Genomic DNA, 18040 nt, shown 5'->3' on the forward strand with positions numbered 1-18040 from the left:
TCCCTCCCCATTTGCCTTTCACATGTCGGGCTCGAACTCGCCGAAATCCTTTTCCGGAGGATCTGCGACCGCACCTTCACGCAGGTCTTTCTCGACCGGCGTGAGAGGCTGGCGGCCGTTGGCAGCCGAACGGCCTCGTGGCGTCGAACCATCCTTGCCACCTGCGTCATCGCCGGCGGTTCCTGGTTCGGACAGATGCTGTTCCGCGCCCATTGCTGGTGCATCCTCACCGGTTTGCACGGCGGCGAGAGGTAGCGTTGGACCTGCATCCAGATGAGTATCGGACCGGGTTTCGGCACCGAGATCACCAGCAGCGCGCCCTGCATTCAGCTTTTCAAGCAGCACAGGCTCCTGCCGATCCTGCGGTTCATCGGCGACACGGCGCTGCCCCTCCAAGTCAAGTTTGAGCTGCTTTGAATCGACAGGCTTACCAGCACCGTCATCGTTCGAAGCGGGATGCTCGTCATTCGGTTTCGAACCCGGTTTTGCTTGGAGCGTAGTTGCCGCAGGACCCTGGCCAGGCCTTATGAGCGGTTTCTCGCGGGCGATGAATCCCTCGGCAATACGGCCACGCGTGCGCGGAATGAGCGATACCGGCGCAGCGGGGAATCCGTCGGGGAACTTGATGTAGGCCGACAACCGCGGAAGGTTCATGAACTGGTCGGGCAGAAGCAACGGCTCGATCTGCCGCCGGGGGGTCAGGCTGACTGCGTCACGCGCGTTGTTGTACCCGTAGCTGTAGCCTTCTTCCATGTCCCGCACCTGCCGGTGGCCGATGAAATCGGAGCACCAGGTCGCCGTTTCGCGATCGGCCGTCGCCAGGATGAGCTTGGTTCGCGCAAGCGAGGACAATGTCATGGCCATGTTCTCGCCGTAGACTTCCTTGAGCTTGGCAAACGCATGCACCCCGGTGACGATCGCACCGCCAAAATTGCGCGCAGTTTGCAGCCCCTTTTCAAGCGCCGGTAATCGGTGAAGGGCACCGAGCTCGTCGATCAGGAACCACATCCGCAGATCTTGTGTGCGCTCGAGCGTCATCAGCGTATTCATCGCCGTGTCGAGCCATAACGTCAGCAACTGCGAGGAGATGCTCATGTCGACATAGCGGGCAGACAGGAACAGGATCGAGCCCGCCTGGCAGTCGCCTTTGACCCAGTCGCGGACCGAAAAGCGCGGTCCGGATGAGGGCAAGAGCTTTAGCACTTTCGCATTCGCATTGAACACAGCGCGGATCGATTCCGCCATGCGGGCCGCTTCCGGAGCGGTCAGCGGATCGGCCATGGTACCGCGCATCAGCTTATGCACTTCGGACAGGTCAGCGGTCATCAGCCGCCGTGCCAAAGCCTCGTTGGTTGCCGTGCCGGTACGGGCAAGATGAAGACACATCTCGACGAACAGCATGCGCGCCGCGAGCACCCAGAACTGTTCTGAACCACCCCCGTCATGGGGCACGAGCGCTTCAGCGGCAGCATGAAACTCAGCTTCCGTCGTGCAGTCGTTGAACACGCTCCACAGTGGGCACCGCACATCGACAGGATTGAGAATGATGTCGCGCGCGGGATCGTAGAAGGCCTCAATGAATGCCCCTGTCAGGTCGAAAATGACCGCGCGCTGGCCGCGTTCACGCGCTTCGGCAACTAGTTCGGTGAGCGCCACGGTCTTGCCGGTTCCGGTCGTACCGATGAGCATGGCGTGGCTCTGCTCGAGCCGCCACGGCCAGCTTACACCGGCGAGATGTGCGGGTTGGTAGTGGCCCGCTTCGGCGAGCGCCGACGAGCTCGCAAGCCGCCACTTCCAGCCGAACTTGCGCCCCAGTTCCTCGGCCCGGAATGCCTTGTTGTGACGCTCGATTTCCTCTTCGAGTTCGTCGAGCGAAACAAGCATTGCGCCGCGCTCGTGCTTGCGCTCCTTCGACCGCCCGCCAAAGCGCTCGGCGAACCACCAGAAGAACACGAAGGCCGGGATCAGCAGTACCGCCGAGACCAGCAATCCCTGCTTCACTGCCGATCGAAACGCATCGACCGCCTCGCGCATTGGCGGGAACTCGCGAACGATGCCAAACGGGAGGCCGACCCTTTCGCCGTCAAGCAATTCAAGGTTGACCAGCTTGGCCGGATCGAACTCCATGAAGGCATAGAGACTGGCGTAGATATGCATCCAGACCAGGTAGATCTGGTGATCACTCAGAGCCGACCGCACTTCCCAATAGCAGGTGCCGACGGCAACCAGGCCGGTGACAATCAGAGGACCCTTCAGCCCCGCTGCAAACATGAAACCGAAGTGGCCGAGCAGTTGGCTCCCGCGGGTGAAGTTCAGGAGATTATGCTTCATGGGAATGGCCTCCCATGTTTGCGTTGACGAGGAGGCCAAGACGTTCGAGGCGTCTCCGGTACGCCTCGTGGGTACGGTCGCGCAAACTCGCATCAGAATGGCTGGCCAGAAGCGCATCGAGCGCTACCGAAATGAAGATAGACTGGCGCGCTGGATCGAGCCCTGCGGGGCGGTCCTTCACGTCGTTATCGCGCTGCCACGCTGCGACAATGAGGTCACGGACAAAGACGCTGACACTGACGCCATGGTCCGCGGCACACTGGCGAACCCAGTTACCAACGGAGGGAGATACGAATGTCTGAAGCCGATCTTGTCGGGTCATGAAACAGGTTCCTTGTCGGGCCGACGGAACCTGGCTCACCTTGCGGAAGGTGCTGATGAGAATAAATCGTGAACAACTCGCAGTCAATCGAAAGATTCAGACAATATTTCAGTGTGGTAGAAAGATGTGAGTTGTCTGCGGATCAGCGCAAAGCCGCTCTACTCGCAGACGGGTTGATTCCGCCCAAAACCACATTCTTTCGTAATAACAGAAAGATAAATCCCGAAATCGCGGGGTAGGGTGTGCTCCTTTGTTCCCAAGTGCGCGAGGTGGTCCAGGCAGTGAGGGGGATTGATCAAGGACGACTTTTCCCGATCTCCATGTTGGAGCGCGAGCAACCAAGCCTGGCAGCTCACAGTATGCAGATAGAAAGCAGTTGGACGCCTCCAGCCGAAGACAGCACCTGCGAAAGAGGCAGCGGCCAAGGGCGCGTGGGAAGCAAGGCAAGCGGGACCTGTCGCGTGCCCAAGCTTCCCGCCGCCCGACCCGTTGCCGGTTCGCAAGTGCGCGCGGGGCCCAAGAACAAATTACGCCGCACCCTCAGGAGCGCATCGCAAGATGCGCGGGACAGAGTGCGTCCACAGCCCCGCTCCACTTATCGGGTGCCGCCGCAGTGCGGTGGGCGGCCGTCAGAGCAACCGACCGAACCGGGTTTTTGTGCTTGATTGGACTACCCGGCGAACAAGAAGAAAGGGCAGGAACCGTTCCCGGTTCCCGCCCTGTCGGTAGTCTCAAAACTCGTCGAGCATGCCGCCGTGGACCGTGTGGACCACCCGCGCTGCGAGATGTGCTGGCAAGATGTTGTAGTCACCCTCGTCGAGGGCAAAGTACCCGAGTTCGTCATCCTCGATAACGTGCTGATCGAAGAAGCTGTGAAGCGCTCTCTTCTCGGCTGTTTCCAGAGCCTCGAAGTAGCTCCGGGACGCAACGGCGCAATGCATTGAATAGGCCATGATAATCCTCCTGATTTCTGTCGTGAGACGACAGGAGGTGCGCGCGATGGTCTTGTGCATCCCGGGTCAGGGATCGCCCGAATGGGCGACCGCGATAGCGGCGGCGGGGGTAACGATTTTGTTCGCTGCCGGATCCAATCCGGTGGCGGGCAAAATGGTGGGGCCCCGCCGTCCTTGGGGCGGGAGGCGCAAGGCCATCATGCTGGGAGAACCGTGAGCAAGAACCCACCACCTCCGCCCAATATCAAACATCTCCTGCGTGCGAATTGCCTTTCCTACACCCCGGTGAAACGGGCATGGAAACAACCGGGGAGCGGATCGAAGGGGGACAAAAGGACAAGTAACATGCCCCGAAACAGGAGCGCGATTGTAGCCCTGCAAAAACTCGAAGCGGACCGTGAGGCGCTCGACGCAAAACAGCGCGAACTCGAAGTACAAGCGGCCAGAGAACTCGGCGAAATCATTTTGGGAAGCGGCCTTGAAAGCTTCTCGAAGAAGGGCCTGAGGAAGGTTGCCGAAGAACTCGGGAAACTCGGCGAGGATGCCGCGATCGAGAAACTGACGGCGCGCGGTTCAACCCGTGCCTCGAATGCAGCGCCGGGAACCCAGTAACCACAGAAGAAGAGGCCCTGCCGCTTGCGTCAGAGCCTCTTCGTAAGGGGACGATCGGGATCGATGTCAGTCGATCTCGGGAGCGTCGGTGTTCTCGTTGTCGTCGCTCGACCCGTTGCCGCGGGAGAGAAAGTCGACCTTGTCGGCGAGGATCTCGGTGCCGTAGCGCGTGACCCCGTCCTTGTCCTCCCACTGGGTGTAATGGATGCGGCCCTGGACGCTGACCAACTGGCCCTTGGAGCAGTACTGGCCGACGGTCTTGGCGAGGCCGTTGAAGCAGGTCACCCGGTGGAACTCGCTTTCCTTGGCGGTGTAGCCGTTCTCGTCCTTGTAGGTCTTGCCGTCCTTGTCGCGTGCGGGGCGATCGGTGACGACGGTGATCCCGGTGACATTGGTGCCGCCCTTGGTCTCGCGGGTTTCCGGATCGCGAGCGATGCGGCCGGTGAGGATTGCGATATTGGTCATGGTGTAAGTCCTTCAGTTCCTCAAACCGGAGACCATCTCCGGCTTGCGAACATCCAGAAGAAGCAGGGCATGGGAGGACTGCACCGCAGGAGCGAAGCTCCAAGGGGAACCTGTTCATGACGGGTGGTGCGGGCAGGCAGCGCAGCTGCCAACACGGCCGGAAAGGAACGGGTTGCCGTCCTCAGCTGACCTGGTTCAGGACTGTTCGCGAAGAAAGCCGGATGGGTATCGGGTGCGGGTCTGAAGGTGCCAAGACCCTACTGCAATCAGCTTACCCCATCGCCCTCCGATGCCGCCAGGAGATCCATGAAGTTGCGGGCGGCTTCCCGATCTTCTTCGTTCTCGAACGCCACATCGAGATCGGGGGCGGACCCGAACATGTGCAGGAACGACCACAGTGCAAAGCGCTTGCCCCGGTCCTCCTCAAGGCCGAGATCGACCCGGCAGTGCTCGATGCCGGCTGCAAAGGTGTCGGGAGCAACCCCGGTAAGGTCGGTGGTGGCAAAGTAGCGCTGCAGCAGATCATCAAGTTGCATGACTGGTTCATAGCCGGGTCGATGCCGGATGCACATGCAGACGTTTACGATGCTGATGATGAATGCCCCCTCAGGACCCGGGAGAGGTGCCCAAGAGGCCGCGGCGATCGACCACTGTGATCCGGCGTGCCTTGGCATCGATGACCAGCCGTTCGGTCACGCCATTTCCCGGAAAGGCGACGACGTAACGCGGATTGAGCGCAAGCATTTGCTCGTTGCGCTTGAAGCCGGCGCGGGCACCAAGCCGACGATCGAGTGAATAAGTCAGCTGCTGGACTTCGCGGCGCTCAGCCCAGCTGGCGGCCAGGCGATCGGCACCCTTGCCGTCGCCGCCATGGACCAGGAAGAGATCGGGAACCACATCGCGCACCTTGTCCAGTGTCGCCCAGATATTGTCGGCATAACGCTTTGCATCCCCGGGGCTCTCGAAGCACTGACGACCACCGGCGAAAACGACCGGAGTTCCTTCCGGGATCAAGGCGTGGCGCCGGTTCTCAGCGCGAGCGCGGAGGAAATCGCGGGCATCGATTACGGCCGAAGTGAGGTTGCGCGAATGGCTCGGGCGCGAGCCGGAAACGGGCTTCCACGAGGAACCGGTCTCGTCGCGATAAAGTGCCGCCGCAGCCTCACGCATCTGCTCGAAAGCCAGCATGCTGGCTTCGGCGGCCTGCGCGCGCTCGACCTGTTCTTCCAGATTGCTCGAATGCACTTCGGAGCCATCGGCTGATGCGAGCAGGACCCGGATCTCGTCGCTGGCCCGGTCGAGCTGAGCCGACTTGCGGCTGGCTGCACGGTGGAAGAGGTTGACCATGCCCCAGGCAATGTCCTCGGCATCGGCCTCGAGGGCCGTGTCGGAAAACATCGCGAAAAGGTCGGACCATACAGCGCCAAGCGTCTGGTCGATCGCATCCTCGCTGGGAAAGTCGGTCGCGTTGAAGGGGGCCGGCCTGATGCTGAGGCCTGAAAGGTCAAGGCCGTTCAACTGGTCGATGAAGCTGTCGTACATGGGGTGTCTCCTGATCGCGGGGACAAGGAGAGGAGGCACCATCGCCTCGGCCCTGTCCGCCGGAGCCCGATCAGGGCCGGGGAAAGGGGCGTGACGCACCGCGTAGCGGGAAACCTGCGGCCCTAGGCTGGCGCGGGTAACACGGGCCGACGGGCCGCAGGTTGCGGCGCGCCCCGACCGGCCCAAGGGCCTCTCCCGGCGGAGAGGGATGAGGCAGGATCAGGACCCGGTGTCGCAGTTGGATCGGGAGCGCTCGAAGATCGCTTCGCCATTCGAGAACCGACCGACCAGGCGCAACTCACCAAACAGGTCGATGAACCGTCCCGACACCTGGCCGAGCCAGTGCCGCGCCCTCGCCGTTCGTGAGTTGTAGAAGTCGGCCTCCCAGTACCTGGCATCGTCGCGTTCGGCGAGCCAGATCGCGGCAAGGCCGCAATAGGTCGATATGCCGCAATCGGCAAAGGCGTTGCGCAGGAGGATACGATCCTCGCGGCCGCGCCATCCATCGAAGCGTTCGAAGGAAGGAAAGGTCGCCTTCGTGGTATCGACTACCTCGTCGACGAGGCACTCGTAGACCCAGTCGACATCGTCGTCTTCGCTGCCATCAAGCAGACGAAAGGCCACCACGGCGCCGGTCGGATAGCTGACGGAACGTCCCATCTCACTGCTCCTCAGGCTGCATCAGCGAGATCAATGTCGGGCTCGCTTTCGCTGGATTGGTGACCCCCAAGGTCAAGCAACAGGCTGGCCGCTTCCTCGGCCTTGGCCGCAGCGGTGAGGATCGCGCGCTCGTCCGATTTGAGGATTTTGAGCCAGGACGCGATGTAGCTGGCGTGATGGTCGAGGTGGGTGACCGGAAGACTCAGTTCGGCCCCGAGGATGGCCGAGGACAGCTCGGCGATCAATTCCTCGGCAGCATAGGCATCGCTGCCGAAGCGGTTCTTGAGATCGCGGTCGAGCCGCGAAGAATGCCCCGTCCAGTGCGACAGCTCGTGCGCGAGCGTTGCGTAGTAGTGGTCATAGGCTTCGAAGAGTTCGGCTGGCGGCATGGTGACCCGGTCACGCTGCGGCTCGTAATAGGCCTGGGCTCCATGATGCCGCAGGTCAGCGCCGATCTCTGCGAAAAAGGCATCAAGCCGCTCTTCGCGACCTTCGGGCTCCAGCGCGGCAACGAGTGGCTTTGGATGATAGAACTCGGGGAGGCCGTCGCATTGGTCGGCATTGAACACGGCATAAGCCTTGAGGACGCGCCGGTTCTCGGTGTCAGCTTCGCCTTCGGCGTTCTCGACCTCCTTGGTGTAGCTCTTGTAGAAGATCGCGATGGTCGATTTCTCGCCCTTGCGGACTTGTCCGCCGAGCTTCTGGCACTGGCGATAGGTCATCCAGTAAGGCGAGGCGTAGCCGCAGCCATCGGCGACCATCCACAACCAGAAGGTGTTCATGCCTCGATAGGGCGTTCCACAGGAGCGCAAGGGCCGTGATACCGGCACACCGCGCCACGGCTTGACCCAGGGCTTGGTGCCTTGCTCGAGCTTTTCGATGATAGCGGCGGTGATGCGCTCCGCTGGCGATGTCGAAGCAGTGCGACGGGACTTGGTCATGGGAGTTCTCCTGATGACCGGGACAGACATGTCCCGGTTCAGGAAAATCAAAGCCCTCTCCCCTCTCGATTAATGCGCACAGCTATGCGCCTCACTCCAGTCATCGAAGAGTGCCGACGATCGCACGAAAGCGAACATCGGAAAAGTCGCCTCGATCTGTCCGCGATGTCGGACAATTTGGACTGTCCACTAAGGGTGGCGATCAGGTGAAAGCGGACGTTCCGAACATTTGCTCGAGAGCGTGAGCGTTCCCAGTGCCGTTCAACGCGGCCGCCGCTCGAGCCAAGCACCCACATCGCACTAGGATTGAGGTATCATTCGCAGTCAATATTCCTCATCTTTCGATCGACAATCCGTTGCCTAGCTTGTGCTCTTGCTTGTTCAATAGCTTGTAGTACCTCACTTAAATTCTGAAGACATATCTGGGCGCGGGCGGGAGGAAGATCGGTGAGATCGAGGTTCATCCGCCTGATGAAGTAGTAGGCCATGGACAACCGTACTTCGATCTCACGCCTTCCATCCTCCATCGCGTAGTCGCGCTCGATGGCCTGGCTCTGCTCCTGCGTGAGTCCGGCGTGAGGGCGAAGGTCCAAGGTGATCTTCGTGTTCCACTCCAGGTCGTCAGCGGGATCGAAATCTGCCTTGGCGCCCGCATCGATCTGGTCGATACGCGTCAGGACGAAGTCCCGAAAGTCGTCGCGATCGCAAGCCCATGCGCGCACATGCCAACGATACCCGTCGAACGCGAGGGCATGGGGCGCTATCTGCCTCGTGCGTGAGTTGGTGAGCGACTGGTATCGGACTTCCACGCAATGTTTGGTTCGGATGGCGTTGAGGATCAGGCGCAGGCACTCGGCATCAACATGCCTGGCGATGTCCGGCGCCATATCTATTGACGGCAGGTCGCGGAACCAAACTTCGCGCCGCGGCAAGGCACCGGTTAGTAGCGCACGCAGTTGAATGAGCAAGCGGTCGGCTGACGCCTTCAGGAAGGATGGCTTGATATCGGGCGTGGGCCTAAACGACCGGCTTGTGGCATCATACTCAATGTTGTCACCGGCCAGTTCACGATATCGCCGGAGATCGACTGATGCCTGCGGCGTTGAGATTTCGAACGTTTCCTCCAGGTCGCTCCGGTTCAGCGCTCCTTCCCAAAACAGCTTCCATTCGATGAACTCGAAACGGCGGGTCTGCGTCCAGGGGCGCTTTTCGTCCTCGACCATGTGTATAGTTCCTTGACGGGTATAGTTACGATACCCATATTGTTTCTAGCGGGTCGGCAACCCGAGTCGCGTATCTGACCGCCCGCGTCAAGGACGGAGGGCTACCGGAGACGATTCGATGAGCCGAGACCATGTTGGGCATCGCGATATTGTGCGCTTTGCCGAAGAGCGAGTGAACCTACCGCAGGACAAGGCGCAGGAATATCGCGCGCAGGCAAGGCGGCTTCGCGAGAGGCTCGAAACATATGTTGATGAGCATCCCGATTTCACGCTGCGGAAGATGATGCTGTCGGGCAGTCTGGCCAAGGGCACCGCCTTGCGCTCGCTTAACGACATCGACGTGGCCTGCTACATCAGTGGTGCGGACGCGCCGCATTCAGTCAGCGCGCTCCTAACCTACTTGGCGGAGCGCCTCCGGAAGGCATTCCCGAATTTCTCTCCGGATCAGGTCCAGCCTCAGACCTATTCGGTCACCGTGTCCTTCCGGGGATCCGGACTGGATGTTGATGTTGTGCCGATCCTTTATGACGGGGATGCACAGTGGTATGGCAACTTAGTCAGCCAAGAGGACGGCTCCTTCCTGAGGACCAGCATCCCTCTCCACCTCGAGTTCGCAGGAAAGCGCAAAAAGGCGCAGGAAAAGCATTTCGCCCAAGTCGTCCGGTTGGTGAAGTTCTGGGCAAGGCGTCAAAAGCAGGAGCGTGACGGCTTCCGCTTCAAGTCGTTTATGATCGAGATGATCATGGCCAAGCTGTGCGATGACGGGCTGGACCTCTCGGACTATCCCGAGGCTCTGCAGCACTTCTTCACCTACATCGCGACCAGCGGGTTGAAGGATCGCATCGCCTTCTCCGACTACTACCCTCTCTCCAGCATCGGCACGTTCTATGATCCCATGCGGATCATCGACCCGGTAAATGCCGAAAACAACGTGTCTCGGCTCTACACTGCGGCGAACATGGGCGAGATCGTGGATGCCGCCCTTGATGCCGGCGACGCCATCGATGCCGCATTGGCGGCTCCCTCTAAGCAGTTGACCGTCGGCTACTGGCAGAAGGTCTTTGGCTCCACCTTCCAGGTCTGAGAGGTCACGATGTCCAGCTACAGCTACACGGAAAGCAAGACCTTCACCGTGACGCATGCGCGCCACATGGCCGCTAAGATTGCAACCGACCTGAAGCGGATGCAGCGGCTCTATGGGCAACCTTACGACTGGCAGATCACTCAATTTGAGGAGGAGGGGGTCGCGATGTTGAAGGCCGGTTATTTGGCTGACGTCACCTATGGTTTCAAGCGCAATGGGCAGTGGATCGAGCCGACCCTCAAGTATGCAGCGCGGGACTTGGCGGGAGCATCTGCGGGCGATGATGATCCTGGGCGGGTATTGCCTGGCAAGGACATATCAGGCGCGACGTTTGGTAGCTTCATGAACTACTCCATGGCCTATTTCCTGCTTTCCGACAGCGAAAAGTCGAAGTTTGAAGGCAATCTCCCTGTCCAGCGCACGACCGGTTCTGAGCCGACAATTAATGGATATCTTGCCTCCGATCGCACCTACTCTGCTGGTGGCCGAGCTCTCGATCGTTCCAGTGTGAGGAGCTACTGATGCAAAACATGCCGGGTCTCGACGAACTGTTCGAGCGTCGCCAGACATATCCCGATTTTGATCCCCAGGAACGGCTCGCGCGCTTGGTCGGTCTGGATGATCAGAAGTCCCGGCTGGCTAAGATCCTTGGCCTGCTAGTCAATCCGCAGGGATTGGAGCGCTGGGCGGAGAAGTTCGTAAAGGGCGATGCCAAGCCCATGCTCGACGCTGTCCTACGTCGTCCGCCGCTCGTCGTTCTTGCTGGCGACGTCGGTTCCGGCAAGACTGAGCTCGCGGAAACTATCGGTGACAAGGTCGCGAGGCAGGAAGGGATTGAAATCACCCTCTACCCCCTCAGCCTGGCGACCCGCGGGCAGGGCCGCGTGGGCGAGATGACGCAGCTTCTCTCTGCTGCGTTCGAGCACACGGTTCAGGCTGCCACGCGCCTGAAGGCATCGGGCAAGGCCAAGGGGGGCATCATCCTGCTGGTCGACGAGGCTGACGCCCTGGCGCAGTCGCGCGAGGCGGCGCAGATGCACCACGAGGATCGCGCTGGGGTGAACGCTTTCATCCGCGGCATCGACCGGCTCGCCAACCTTCGCCTGCCTGCGGCTGTGATCATGTGCACCAACAGGCTGAACGCACTCGACCCGGCAGTCCGGAGGCGAGCGGCGGATGTCATGGCCTTCGCGCGCCCGAACGAGGAGCAGCGCTTCCACATCCTTTCTACACGACTGGGCGGATTAGGATTCACGCAGCCGCAGATCAACGCGTTGGTCGTTTCGACCGGCGCTGCGCACGGAAAGCCGGGGTTCACCTTCTCCGACATCACCCAACGCCTGCTTCCTGCCATAGCGCTGGATGCCTATCCGGACCGGCCCATTGAGGCCGATCGCGCACTACAGATCGCGAAGGGCATGACCGCGACACCTCCGTTTCGTGACGAAATGCAGACATTGGGAGCCTTGAAATGACCTGGTCCATCCAAACACTGCTGTCGGAACTCCATGACGACATTCAGGATCGGCTCGCACGGGCGCGAAGGGCTTTCAGTCATCCCGGCACCAAGGGAGATGCCAGCGAATCGGTGTGGCTGGAGCTGTTCGAGACCTATCTGCCCCAACGCTATCAGGCGACTTCTGCGCATGTTGTCGATAGTGATGGCACGTTCAGCGAACAGATCGACGTAGTCGTCTTCGATCGACAGTATTCTCCCTTCATCTTTAATTTTCAGGGGCAAAAGGTAATTCCCGCTGAGAGCGTGTATGGTGTCTTCGAGGCGAAGCAATCTATCAACGCCGAGCAGGTCGCCTATGCAAGAAAGAAGGTGGCCAGCGTCCGTCGCCTGCACCGCACCAGCCTGCCGATTCCCCATGCAGGCGGCACCTATCCGGCCAAACCGCTACAGCATATTATCGGTGGTCTGCTGACCTTGGAAAGTGATTGGAGTCCAGGGCTGGGCGAGCCATTGACCAATTCGTTGGCGACGGCTGGAAGCGACGACCGGCTCGACCTGGGCTGCGTCGCCGCGCATGGCATCTTTTCCTGTGACGACGATGGGTGTGGCACGCTCATGCCCATTGGCAAGCCGGCCACTGCGTTTCTGTTCGAGCTAATCGCGCGCCTACAGGAAAAGGCTACCGTGCCTATGATCGATGTAAGAGCTTACGCCCGCTGGCTCGATGTTGATGTGCCAGTATGACAGCATCAATATTGGTAGGCAGCCAGCTTGTAGCGGCACCTTGGCTCAGACGTACGCGTAGAAGCGGATGGATCGGTGAGTTCCGCGCTCACGGGTCGGGTTAACGACTGGCAACAATCAGGAATCTGAAGCGGTGGTTTGAATGCCAGGAATGTTGGCGTTTGGTGCCGAGGACTCGGGACGAGCTGCTTTCGATGTGGTCGCGATCAGGCGACACCCTTGGTTTTCCTCCCGCCTGGGCCGATCACGACAAGAGGCGTCCAGTTGAGGTCGGCCTTTACCAATCGAAACTCGTGATCGACGTCGGCCTGATTATAGAAATTATTCGTCATATAGAGGACAGCATAAAAGCTGCGCCATGAGTGATGTCCAGCATAGCCGCGCATGTCGGCGTAGATCCCTTCAAGTGCAGCCTTTGCTTCTTGTTGTGAATCGATGAACTTGTATTCGGCTGCAGCCATCAACGACGGCACGCCGATGTCGGGTCGGTAGGTCTTGATGCTCTTGGGGATCGGGACTTCGCGGACAACGTCGCGAAACGCGAGTTGCAGGACTGCGCGCACAGCGCTTCGAACTTCGGCTTCGTTCGACGGCTTCAGTCCGCCGCGCTCGATGATCTTCGGCGTATTGTGGAGCATCGTCTCAAAGACGCGCAATCCCGTGACCTCTCGACCTTCGACCATCGTTGCGATCGAGTCGAACATTGTTCGCGCTGCAGCTAGCGGCGGACTATGAAAAGCAACGTCCCACGGTGGAATTTCGGTTGCGGTCAGGTCCTTGATGGACTGGCGCGCGCGGAGCACATCCTTCCGATAGCCCGGTAACGACATGCGCTCGGCGAGGACGGCAGTGTCGCGGAAGACCTTCTCGATAAGAAAGACGAGGTGGCGCTCGGCCTCCTCTAGCGCCTCGGCGTGGTCTCCCTTGTCGACATTGTCGTGCCGGTTGCCTTCGCATACGTGCTGATACTTTGCGAGCGCTAGGTCGGCATTGTGTATGGTGTCGCGGATCGAGGCCGCGAGCAATTGCTCTTCGATGTCCATGGCCGACTATCGCACACTGACATACGACGGCGCGATATCTTTCTGCATCCCAGGCGCTGCCCCAAAAGTAGATCGAGCTGTCCCCGCAAATTTAGCGGTCGAAATTACTCTCTGGGAAAGTCGGCCTGGACGGACGACTGGATGTTCGGGAGGAAACGTCAAGATGGGATAACTAAGCCAGAATCAGCCAGTCCAGGGACCCCTCTACCGACGAATGTACGAATGTTTGCGGGAATCCTATTTAGTAAGCGGAACGTCCAGTTTGTTGGCAGCTCCTGACACATTCCCTCAGACTAAGAATGTCAGCTGACAGAAGTATCGTGTCAAACGCAGCACCGGGAGAATACGAAAAGGCGGTCCGTCCCAATTGGGACGGACCGCCCGCCGAGTGACTTAGACCTGTCAGGAGGGGTCAGGCAGCCTGCTCGGCAAGATCGTCAGTTATATCCTCGCGGACAGGTTCGCGGACTTCGGCATCTGCCAGCGCGAGATCCTCGGTATCAGCGAAGCGCATGATGGAGGGCACCCAGGCCTGCGCCCGCTCCTTGACCTCAGCTTCGCCGATGAAGTTGCCCGAGAAGATGCGCTCGGCAGCGCTCGCCAGTTCGGCCTTCTTAGAGGCAGCGTAGCGACTGACCAATTCGGGACCGCCAGCGGCATCGAGCGCTTCGAGCGTGCGAGCCTTGGCCACGCGGTCGAAGTAGTTGGCCGCTGTGGGCCGCCACCAATGCGCGGTTTCGATTTCGAGCAGCGAGCCGAGCGCCTCGTGCAGCGGCACCGAGCGCTCGCCTTCGCAGGCAAGGCTGGCAATCAGAGTGCGCGAGACGACATGGCCAAGCCATGCCGAGCGCGCCTCATCGGAAAGCGCTCGGAACCTGGCAAACCGCTCGACATCGCCTTCGCCAGAACGCCAGCTTTCATCGAGCGAGCCGGCGAACTCGGCCAAAGCAGCGCTCGCCGGTGCATCCTTGGCCTCGAACCCGGCAACCGGGCCGGACGCGACCGATCCAACGAGGGTCGACGCTTTCTTGGCGCGCCAGTCGTGCCCATCGGCATCGGCGAGCGTGAAAACCATGAAGTCGAGCGCTAGTGCCGGGTCGTTGGCAAGATGGATTGCCAGGATGTCGCGGCGCTGCATTGCGAGTTCGTCGAGCAGGCGCTGGGAAAGCGAGCTCCCCTTGGGCTTAGCCGCACCGCTCTCTTCAATGGCCTCGACAACGCCTTCGTCAGCGAGCTCGGTCTCGGTGTAGAACTGCGGGACCAAGGTCGGCTCGCCATTGCGCGAGAGGACGAGGAAGGCGCCGGCCTCGGCTTTCAACTCGTCGGCGGGTACCGGCGGCCGGTCATTGAGCGCGCGCATGGCGCGGTCGATCACCACGAGTTCCTGTTCGGCCTTGGCGACCTCGTCGTCGTCACTGTCTTCGTCTTCGAGAAGAGCGGCGACGCGGTCGTAGTCGGCCTCGAGCTCGCCAAGTTCCTTCGCTTCCTGTTCGGTCATCGGCGCAGGCTCGCATGGCAGACGGCTCAGACCTTCGACGAGGTCATGGCTGACGTAGTTGCCAAGCGTCGGGCGAACCCAGGCAAGGCCATATTCGAGTGCGGTCTTTTTTGCGGCTTCTTCCATGGCCTTGTGTGCCAGGTCTTCGAGCAGCGCGACATCGATCCAGCTTTCGCTGGCATCATCGTCGAACAGTTCGCGCTCGATCCGGCCGCCTGCGGCGAGATAGGCATCGCGTCCAACGAGCACGGCACGCGGATCGGAACCACGCACCGTGGCATCGAGCACCATGCGGCGGATCGTGTCGGGCGTGATCTGGTACCAGGCTTCCTGCAGCTCGGCATAGACATGCGCCTGGCGCTCGACGTCGGAGATCGCGCCGTAGGCCTTGGCCATGTCAAGCGTGATCGTGCCTTCGGCGAGCGCTTCGAAGACGCAAGGCGCGAGAGAGGCCAGGCGCAGACGTCCTTCGACGAACCGGACGGTGAGGCCGAAGCGGCGCGCCACGTCTTCGGTGGTAGCGCCTGCCTCGACGATTGCGGCGAAAGCCTGCGCCTCGTCGGCCGGATTCATCGCGAGACGCTGGAAGTTCTCGGCAAGGCTGGCTTCGCGCACCTCGCTTTCCTCGCCTTCGATGACGAGGCAGGTAACTTCATGGTTCTCGGGAAAGGTGCCCTCTTCAGCCAGCGCCTGCAGCGCGGCGAGACGGCGACCGCCGGCCTCGACCTCGAACTTGCCGCGCTTTCCTTTGCGCACGACGAGGTTTTGCAGCAGGCCGCGCGCGGCGATGTCTGCCCGCAGCTGGAGGTCGGCCAGCACATCGCTCGACTTGCGAACGTTGCGCGGGCTCGGGACGAGCTTCTTCAAAGGAATCGACTGGATCATGGGTGTTCTCCTGATGGAATGAAGGCGCAGGTGAGGATCACGAGGCCCACAAGCCCAAAGGGCTCCCTCCACTCTCATTCTGAGATTGGGGTCTGCCCGAGGGATCAGGCGGCAAGCGCGGGGAGAACCGACGAGGCATTCGACACCGGGACGAACAGGCGCGTGCGGTAGCGGATGATCTCGGTGAAGCAGCCTTTGCCCTTGTACCAGTCGAGCCGATCGGGCGAGAACCCGGTCAGTTCAAGGCGCTGTTCGCCGCCGACCAGCGATCGCTTGACGGTCAAGGCATCGTGGCTTGCGAGGCCCAGCGGCTTGCCGCTGGCGATGACGAGGTTGCCGATCTGCTCAGGCGCCGGTCCGGTAACTCCGGAAAGACCAAAGGTCTCGGCGATTGCGGCGAGATCGATATCGAGCACTTCACGCCCAATGATCGACTGGCCGTCCTCGGCAACGAGCCGAGTGACGCGGACATGATCGCCAGGCAGGCGCTTCCAGACCGGAAGCAACAGCCCGGTGGCGAGATGGACGCGCTCGGTCACCAGTGAAGCAGCGGCCTCCTCTTCCTCGGTCCGCCAAGCTCTCGTGAACGCGGTGACGCCAATTTCTTCCCAGTGGCTCTCACCGAGTGCCTCAAGTGTCCAGTTCGCGGACTTGAGCGGTCGCAGCAGGCGTCGGCGTTCGATGACGGCGCCGTCGTCGGCGATGAGGCGCCGGGCAGGAACCGACAGCGCAACCTTACCCGAGCGCGCATTGCGCATCGGGATCGCGTGCGGGCTGCCGATCTCGTGCATCCGCACCAGACGCTGCAATCGCAGAGGCCGAAGGTGCCTCGTCACTTCGAGCGAGACGAGGCGGGTCTCCGCTCCGGTCACGGGATCGGTGCGCAGGAGTTCATCTGCCAGGACCGTAAAACGATCGACCCTCACGGTCTCCAGTCCCTGGTCGAGCGTTCCGGCCTCGCGCGCAGCTTCGATCCGCGCCTCGACGAGGCCGAGATATTCCTCGAAGATCGCGTTCTGCAGCGCGATCGGCAGCGCGAGGATGCGGTTGAGCCAGCGCTGGATCGTGGGGAGATTGTCGGTCAGCCCACCATCGGGGTTTTCAAGCCGGAGGCCTGTGCGCTCGACGAAGTTGCCGAATGTGGTGGTTTCGAGCTTGCCATCATAGAGCAGCTGGAACCAGCGGCTGAGCGCGTCGCGCGCATAGTCGCTTTCGAGATTGTCTGCCGGGTCGAACAGGTTCTGACCGCCCGTCTGGCGCTGGCCGCGCGTCAGCGCGCCCAATGCATCGAGCCTTCGCGCAATGGTCGAGATGAACCGGCGCTCGCCCTTCACATCGGTGGTTACCGGCCGGAACAGCGGAGCCGAGGCCTGGTTGGTGCGGTTCGTACGACCGAGACCCTGGATCGCGTTGTCGGCGCGCCATCCCGGTTCAAGCAGGAAGTGAACCCGGCGCTGCTGGTTCCGGCAGCCGACGTCGGCATGGTAGGAACGCCCCGTGCCGCCCGCGTCCGAGAACACCAGGATGCGCTTGGTTCCTTCCATGAAGCTTTGGGCTTCGGCAACATTGGCGCTGGGGCTACGCCGTTCGAGGCGCTGCTCACCATCGCGGCCCTGGACCAGCCTCCGGGTCCGGCCCGTGACTTCGGCGACGGCGTCGGTTCCAAAGTGCTCGATAATCGCATCGAGCGCAGTGGCGATGGGCGGCAGCGCACAGAGCTGCTCGATCAGCGCGTCGCGTGCTGCCATGGCGCGGGGGCAGAATACGGGATTGCCTTCCTCGTCGCTCATCGCCTCGGAGCGAAGATTGCCCTCCTCATCGGCGAAGACCTGCATCAATCGTACCGGGAAGCTCTTCGTAAGGTAGTCGATGACGTATTCACGCGGGGACAGATCGATATCGAGCGCTTCGCGTTCTTCCACGGTAAGCTCGGCAAGACGCCGGTCGAGCATGGCCTCGGCGGTCGACACCAGCTGCACGACAACCGAATGGTTCGCGCCAAGCGCCGCTTCCATCGCGGGGATCAGAAGAGGACTCGAAAGAGAACAAAAATGGCAGAATTCTGGGGCAAAATGACCTTGGGGGCCTCAAAAAGGGCCCCCACTAAAGCCCCCAATTTTTCATCCCTTCAAAAGGTTCGGTTCCCGAATTTAGGTGTTCTCGATCTCTCGACGAGCGTGTTGCATAGCATATCCGCGTTCAGAGGCTGCTAGTTTTTCGTCCTACTTGTCTTGTATCACGTCAGGGGAAAGATTGACTCAAGCTGCCGAAAGTGCCC

17 protein-coding genes are annotated in these 18040 nt (G+C 60.9%); 5 read left to right on the plus strand and 12 right to left on the minus strand.

The features are described from left to right. Positions 1-18: 18 nt before the first annotated feature. The 3 genes from Q0897_RS14545 to Q0897_RS14555 all read right to left on the minus strand — a co-directional run bounded on the left by Q0897_RS14545 (position 19) and on the right by Q0897_RS14555 (position 3606). Entirely contained in the window at positions 19-2331 is a 2313-nt protein-coding gene (locus Q0897_RS14545) for a type IV secretion system DNA-binding domain-containing protein (protein WP_299310118.1), read from the minus strand. Further along, entirely contained in the window at positions 2321-2653 is a 333-nt protein-coding gene (locus Q0897_RS14550; protein ID WP_299310119.1) for a hypothetical protein, read from the minus strand. The genes Q0897_RS14545 and Q0897_RS14550 overlap by 11 nt, the downstream gene beginning before the upstream one ends. Positions 2654-3384: 731 nt before the next feature. Further along, positions 3385-3606, minus strand: a complete 222-nt coding sequence (locus tag Q0897_RS14555) for a hypothetical protein (RefSeq protein WP_034921513.1) — start codon at positions 3604-3606, stop codon at positions 3385-3387. 345 nt (positions 3607-3951) lie between these two features. Between Q0897_RS14555 and Q0897_RS14560 the strand changes: the two genes are divergently transcribed. Further along, the gene (locus Q0897_RS14560) at positions 3952-4218 is read left to right on the plus strand and encodes a DUF6437 family protein (RefSeq protein WP_299310120.1); all 267 of its coding nucleotides are present in this window, start codon (positions 3952-3954) and stop codon (positions 4216-4218) included. 66 nt (positions 4219-4284) lie between these two features. Here Q0897_RS14560 and Q0897_RS14565 read toward each other — a convergent pair whose 3' ends face one another. The 6 genes from Q0897_RS14565 to Q0897_RS14590 all read right to left on the minus strand — a co-directional run bounded on the left by Q0897_RS14565 (position 4285) and on the right by Q0897_RS14590 (position 9049). Further along, complete coding sequence (locus Q0897_RS14565; RefSeq protein ID WP_299310121.1) at positions 4285-4683, minus strand: single-stranded DNA-binding protein; 399 nt, start codon at positions 4681-4683, stop codon at positions 4285-4287. Between the two features lie 266 nt (positions 4684-4949). Next, positions 4950-5219 (minus strand): hypothetical protein, encoded by a 270-nt coding sequence (locus Q0897_RS14570; protein ID WP_299310122.1) that lies wholly within the window; start codon positions 5217-5219, stop codon positions 4950-4952. Positions 5220-5289: 70 nt separating this feature from the next. Beyond that, the gene (locus tag Q0897_RS14575; protein ID WP_299310123.1) at positions 5290-6225 is read right to left on the minus strand and encodes a DUF2493 domain-containing protein; all 936 of its coding nucleotides are present in this window, start codon (positions 6223-6225) and stop codon (positions 5290-5292) included. A 219-nt stretch (positions 6226-6444) separates the two neighbouring features. Continuing rightward, complete coding sequence (locus Q0897_RS14580) at positions 6445-6885, minus strand: hypothetical protein (RefSeq protein ID WP_299310124.1); 441 nt, start codon at positions 6883-6885, stop codon at positions 6445-6447. Positions 6886-6896: 11 nt separating this feature from the next. After that, positions 6897-7826, minus strand: coding sequence for a zincin-like metallopeptidase domain-containing protein (locus tag Q0897_RS14585; RefSeq protein WP_299310125.1), 930 nt, complete (start codon positions 7824-7826; stop codon positions 6897-6899). A gap of 314 nt (positions 7827-8140) precedes the next feature. Further along, positions 8141-9049, minus strand: coding sequence for a WYL domain-containing protein (locus Q0897_RS14590; RefSeq protein ID WP_299310126.1), 909 nt, complete (start codon positions 9047-9049; stop codon positions 8141-8143). Between the two features lie 118 nt (positions 9050-9167). Between Q0897_RS14590 and Q0897_RS14595 the strand changes: the two genes are divergently transcribed. The 4 genes from Q0897_RS14595 to Q0897_RS14610 are packed head-to-tail and all read left to right on the plus strand — an operon-like array spanning position 9168 to position 12336. Beyond that, positions 9168-10133, plus strand: a complete 966-nt coding sequence (locus Q0897_RS14595; RefSeq protein ID WP_299310127.1) for a CBASS oligonucleotide cyclase — start codon at positions 9168-9170, stop codon at positions 10131-10133. A 9-nt stretch (positions 10134-10142) separates the two neighbouring features. Continuing rightward, positions 10143-10655, plus strand: a complete 513-nt coding sequence (locus Q0897_RS14600) for a hypothetical protein (protein WP_299310128.1) — start codon at positions 10143-10145, stop codon at positions 10653-10655. Continuing rightward, on the plus strand, positions 10655-11608 hold the full coding sequence (locus Q0897_RS14605; RefSeq protein WP_299310129.1) for an AAA family ATPase: 954 nt from the start codon (positions 10655-10657) through the stop codon (positions 11606-11608). The genes Q0897_RS14600 and Q0897_RS14605 overlap by 1 nt, the downstream gene beginning before the upstream one ends. After that, the gene (locus Q0897_RS14610) at positions 11605-12336 is read left to right on the plus strand and encodes a DUF6602 domain-containing protein (protein WP_299310130.1); all 732 of its coding nucleotides are present in this window, start codon (positions 11605-11607) and stop codon (positions 12334-12336) included. Before Q0897_RS14605 ends, Q0897_RS14610 begins: the two co-directional genes overlap by 4 nt. Positions 12337-12542: 206 nt before the next feature. Here Q0897_RS14610 and Q0897_RS14615 read toward each other — a convergent pair whose 3' ends face one another. The 3 genes from Q0897_RS14615 to Q0897_RS14625 form a co-directional block, all read right to left on the minus strand. Next, the gene (locus Q0897_RS14615; protein WP_299310131.1) at positions 12543-13379 is read right to left on the minus strand and encodes a hypothetical protein; all 837 of its coding nucleotides are present in this window, start codon (positions 13377-13379) and stop codon (positions 12543-12545) included. A 412-nt stretch (positions 13380-13791) separates the two neighbouring features. Continuing rightward, the gene (locus Q0897_RS14620) at positions 13792-15762 is read right to left on the minus strand and encodes a ParB/RepB/Spo0J family partition protein (RefSeq protein WP_299310132.1); all 1971 of its coding nucleotides are present in this window, start codon (positions 15760-15762) and stop codon (positions 13792-13794) included. A gap of 104 nt (positions 15763-15866) precedes the next feature. Beyond that, positions 15867-17714 (minus strand): strawberry notch C-terminal domain-containing protein, encoded by a 1848-nt coding sequence (locus Q0897_RS14625; RefSeq protein WP_299310146.1) that lies wholly within the window; start codon positions 17712-17714, stop codon positions 15867-15869. Positions 17715-18040 lie beyond the last annotated feature (326 nt).

This window comes from uncultured Croceicoccus sp. (genome assembly GCF_947496385.1).
Classification (GTDB): domain Bacteria; phylum Pseudomonadota; class Alphaproteobacteria; order Sphingomonadales; family Sphingomonadaceae; genus Croceicoccus.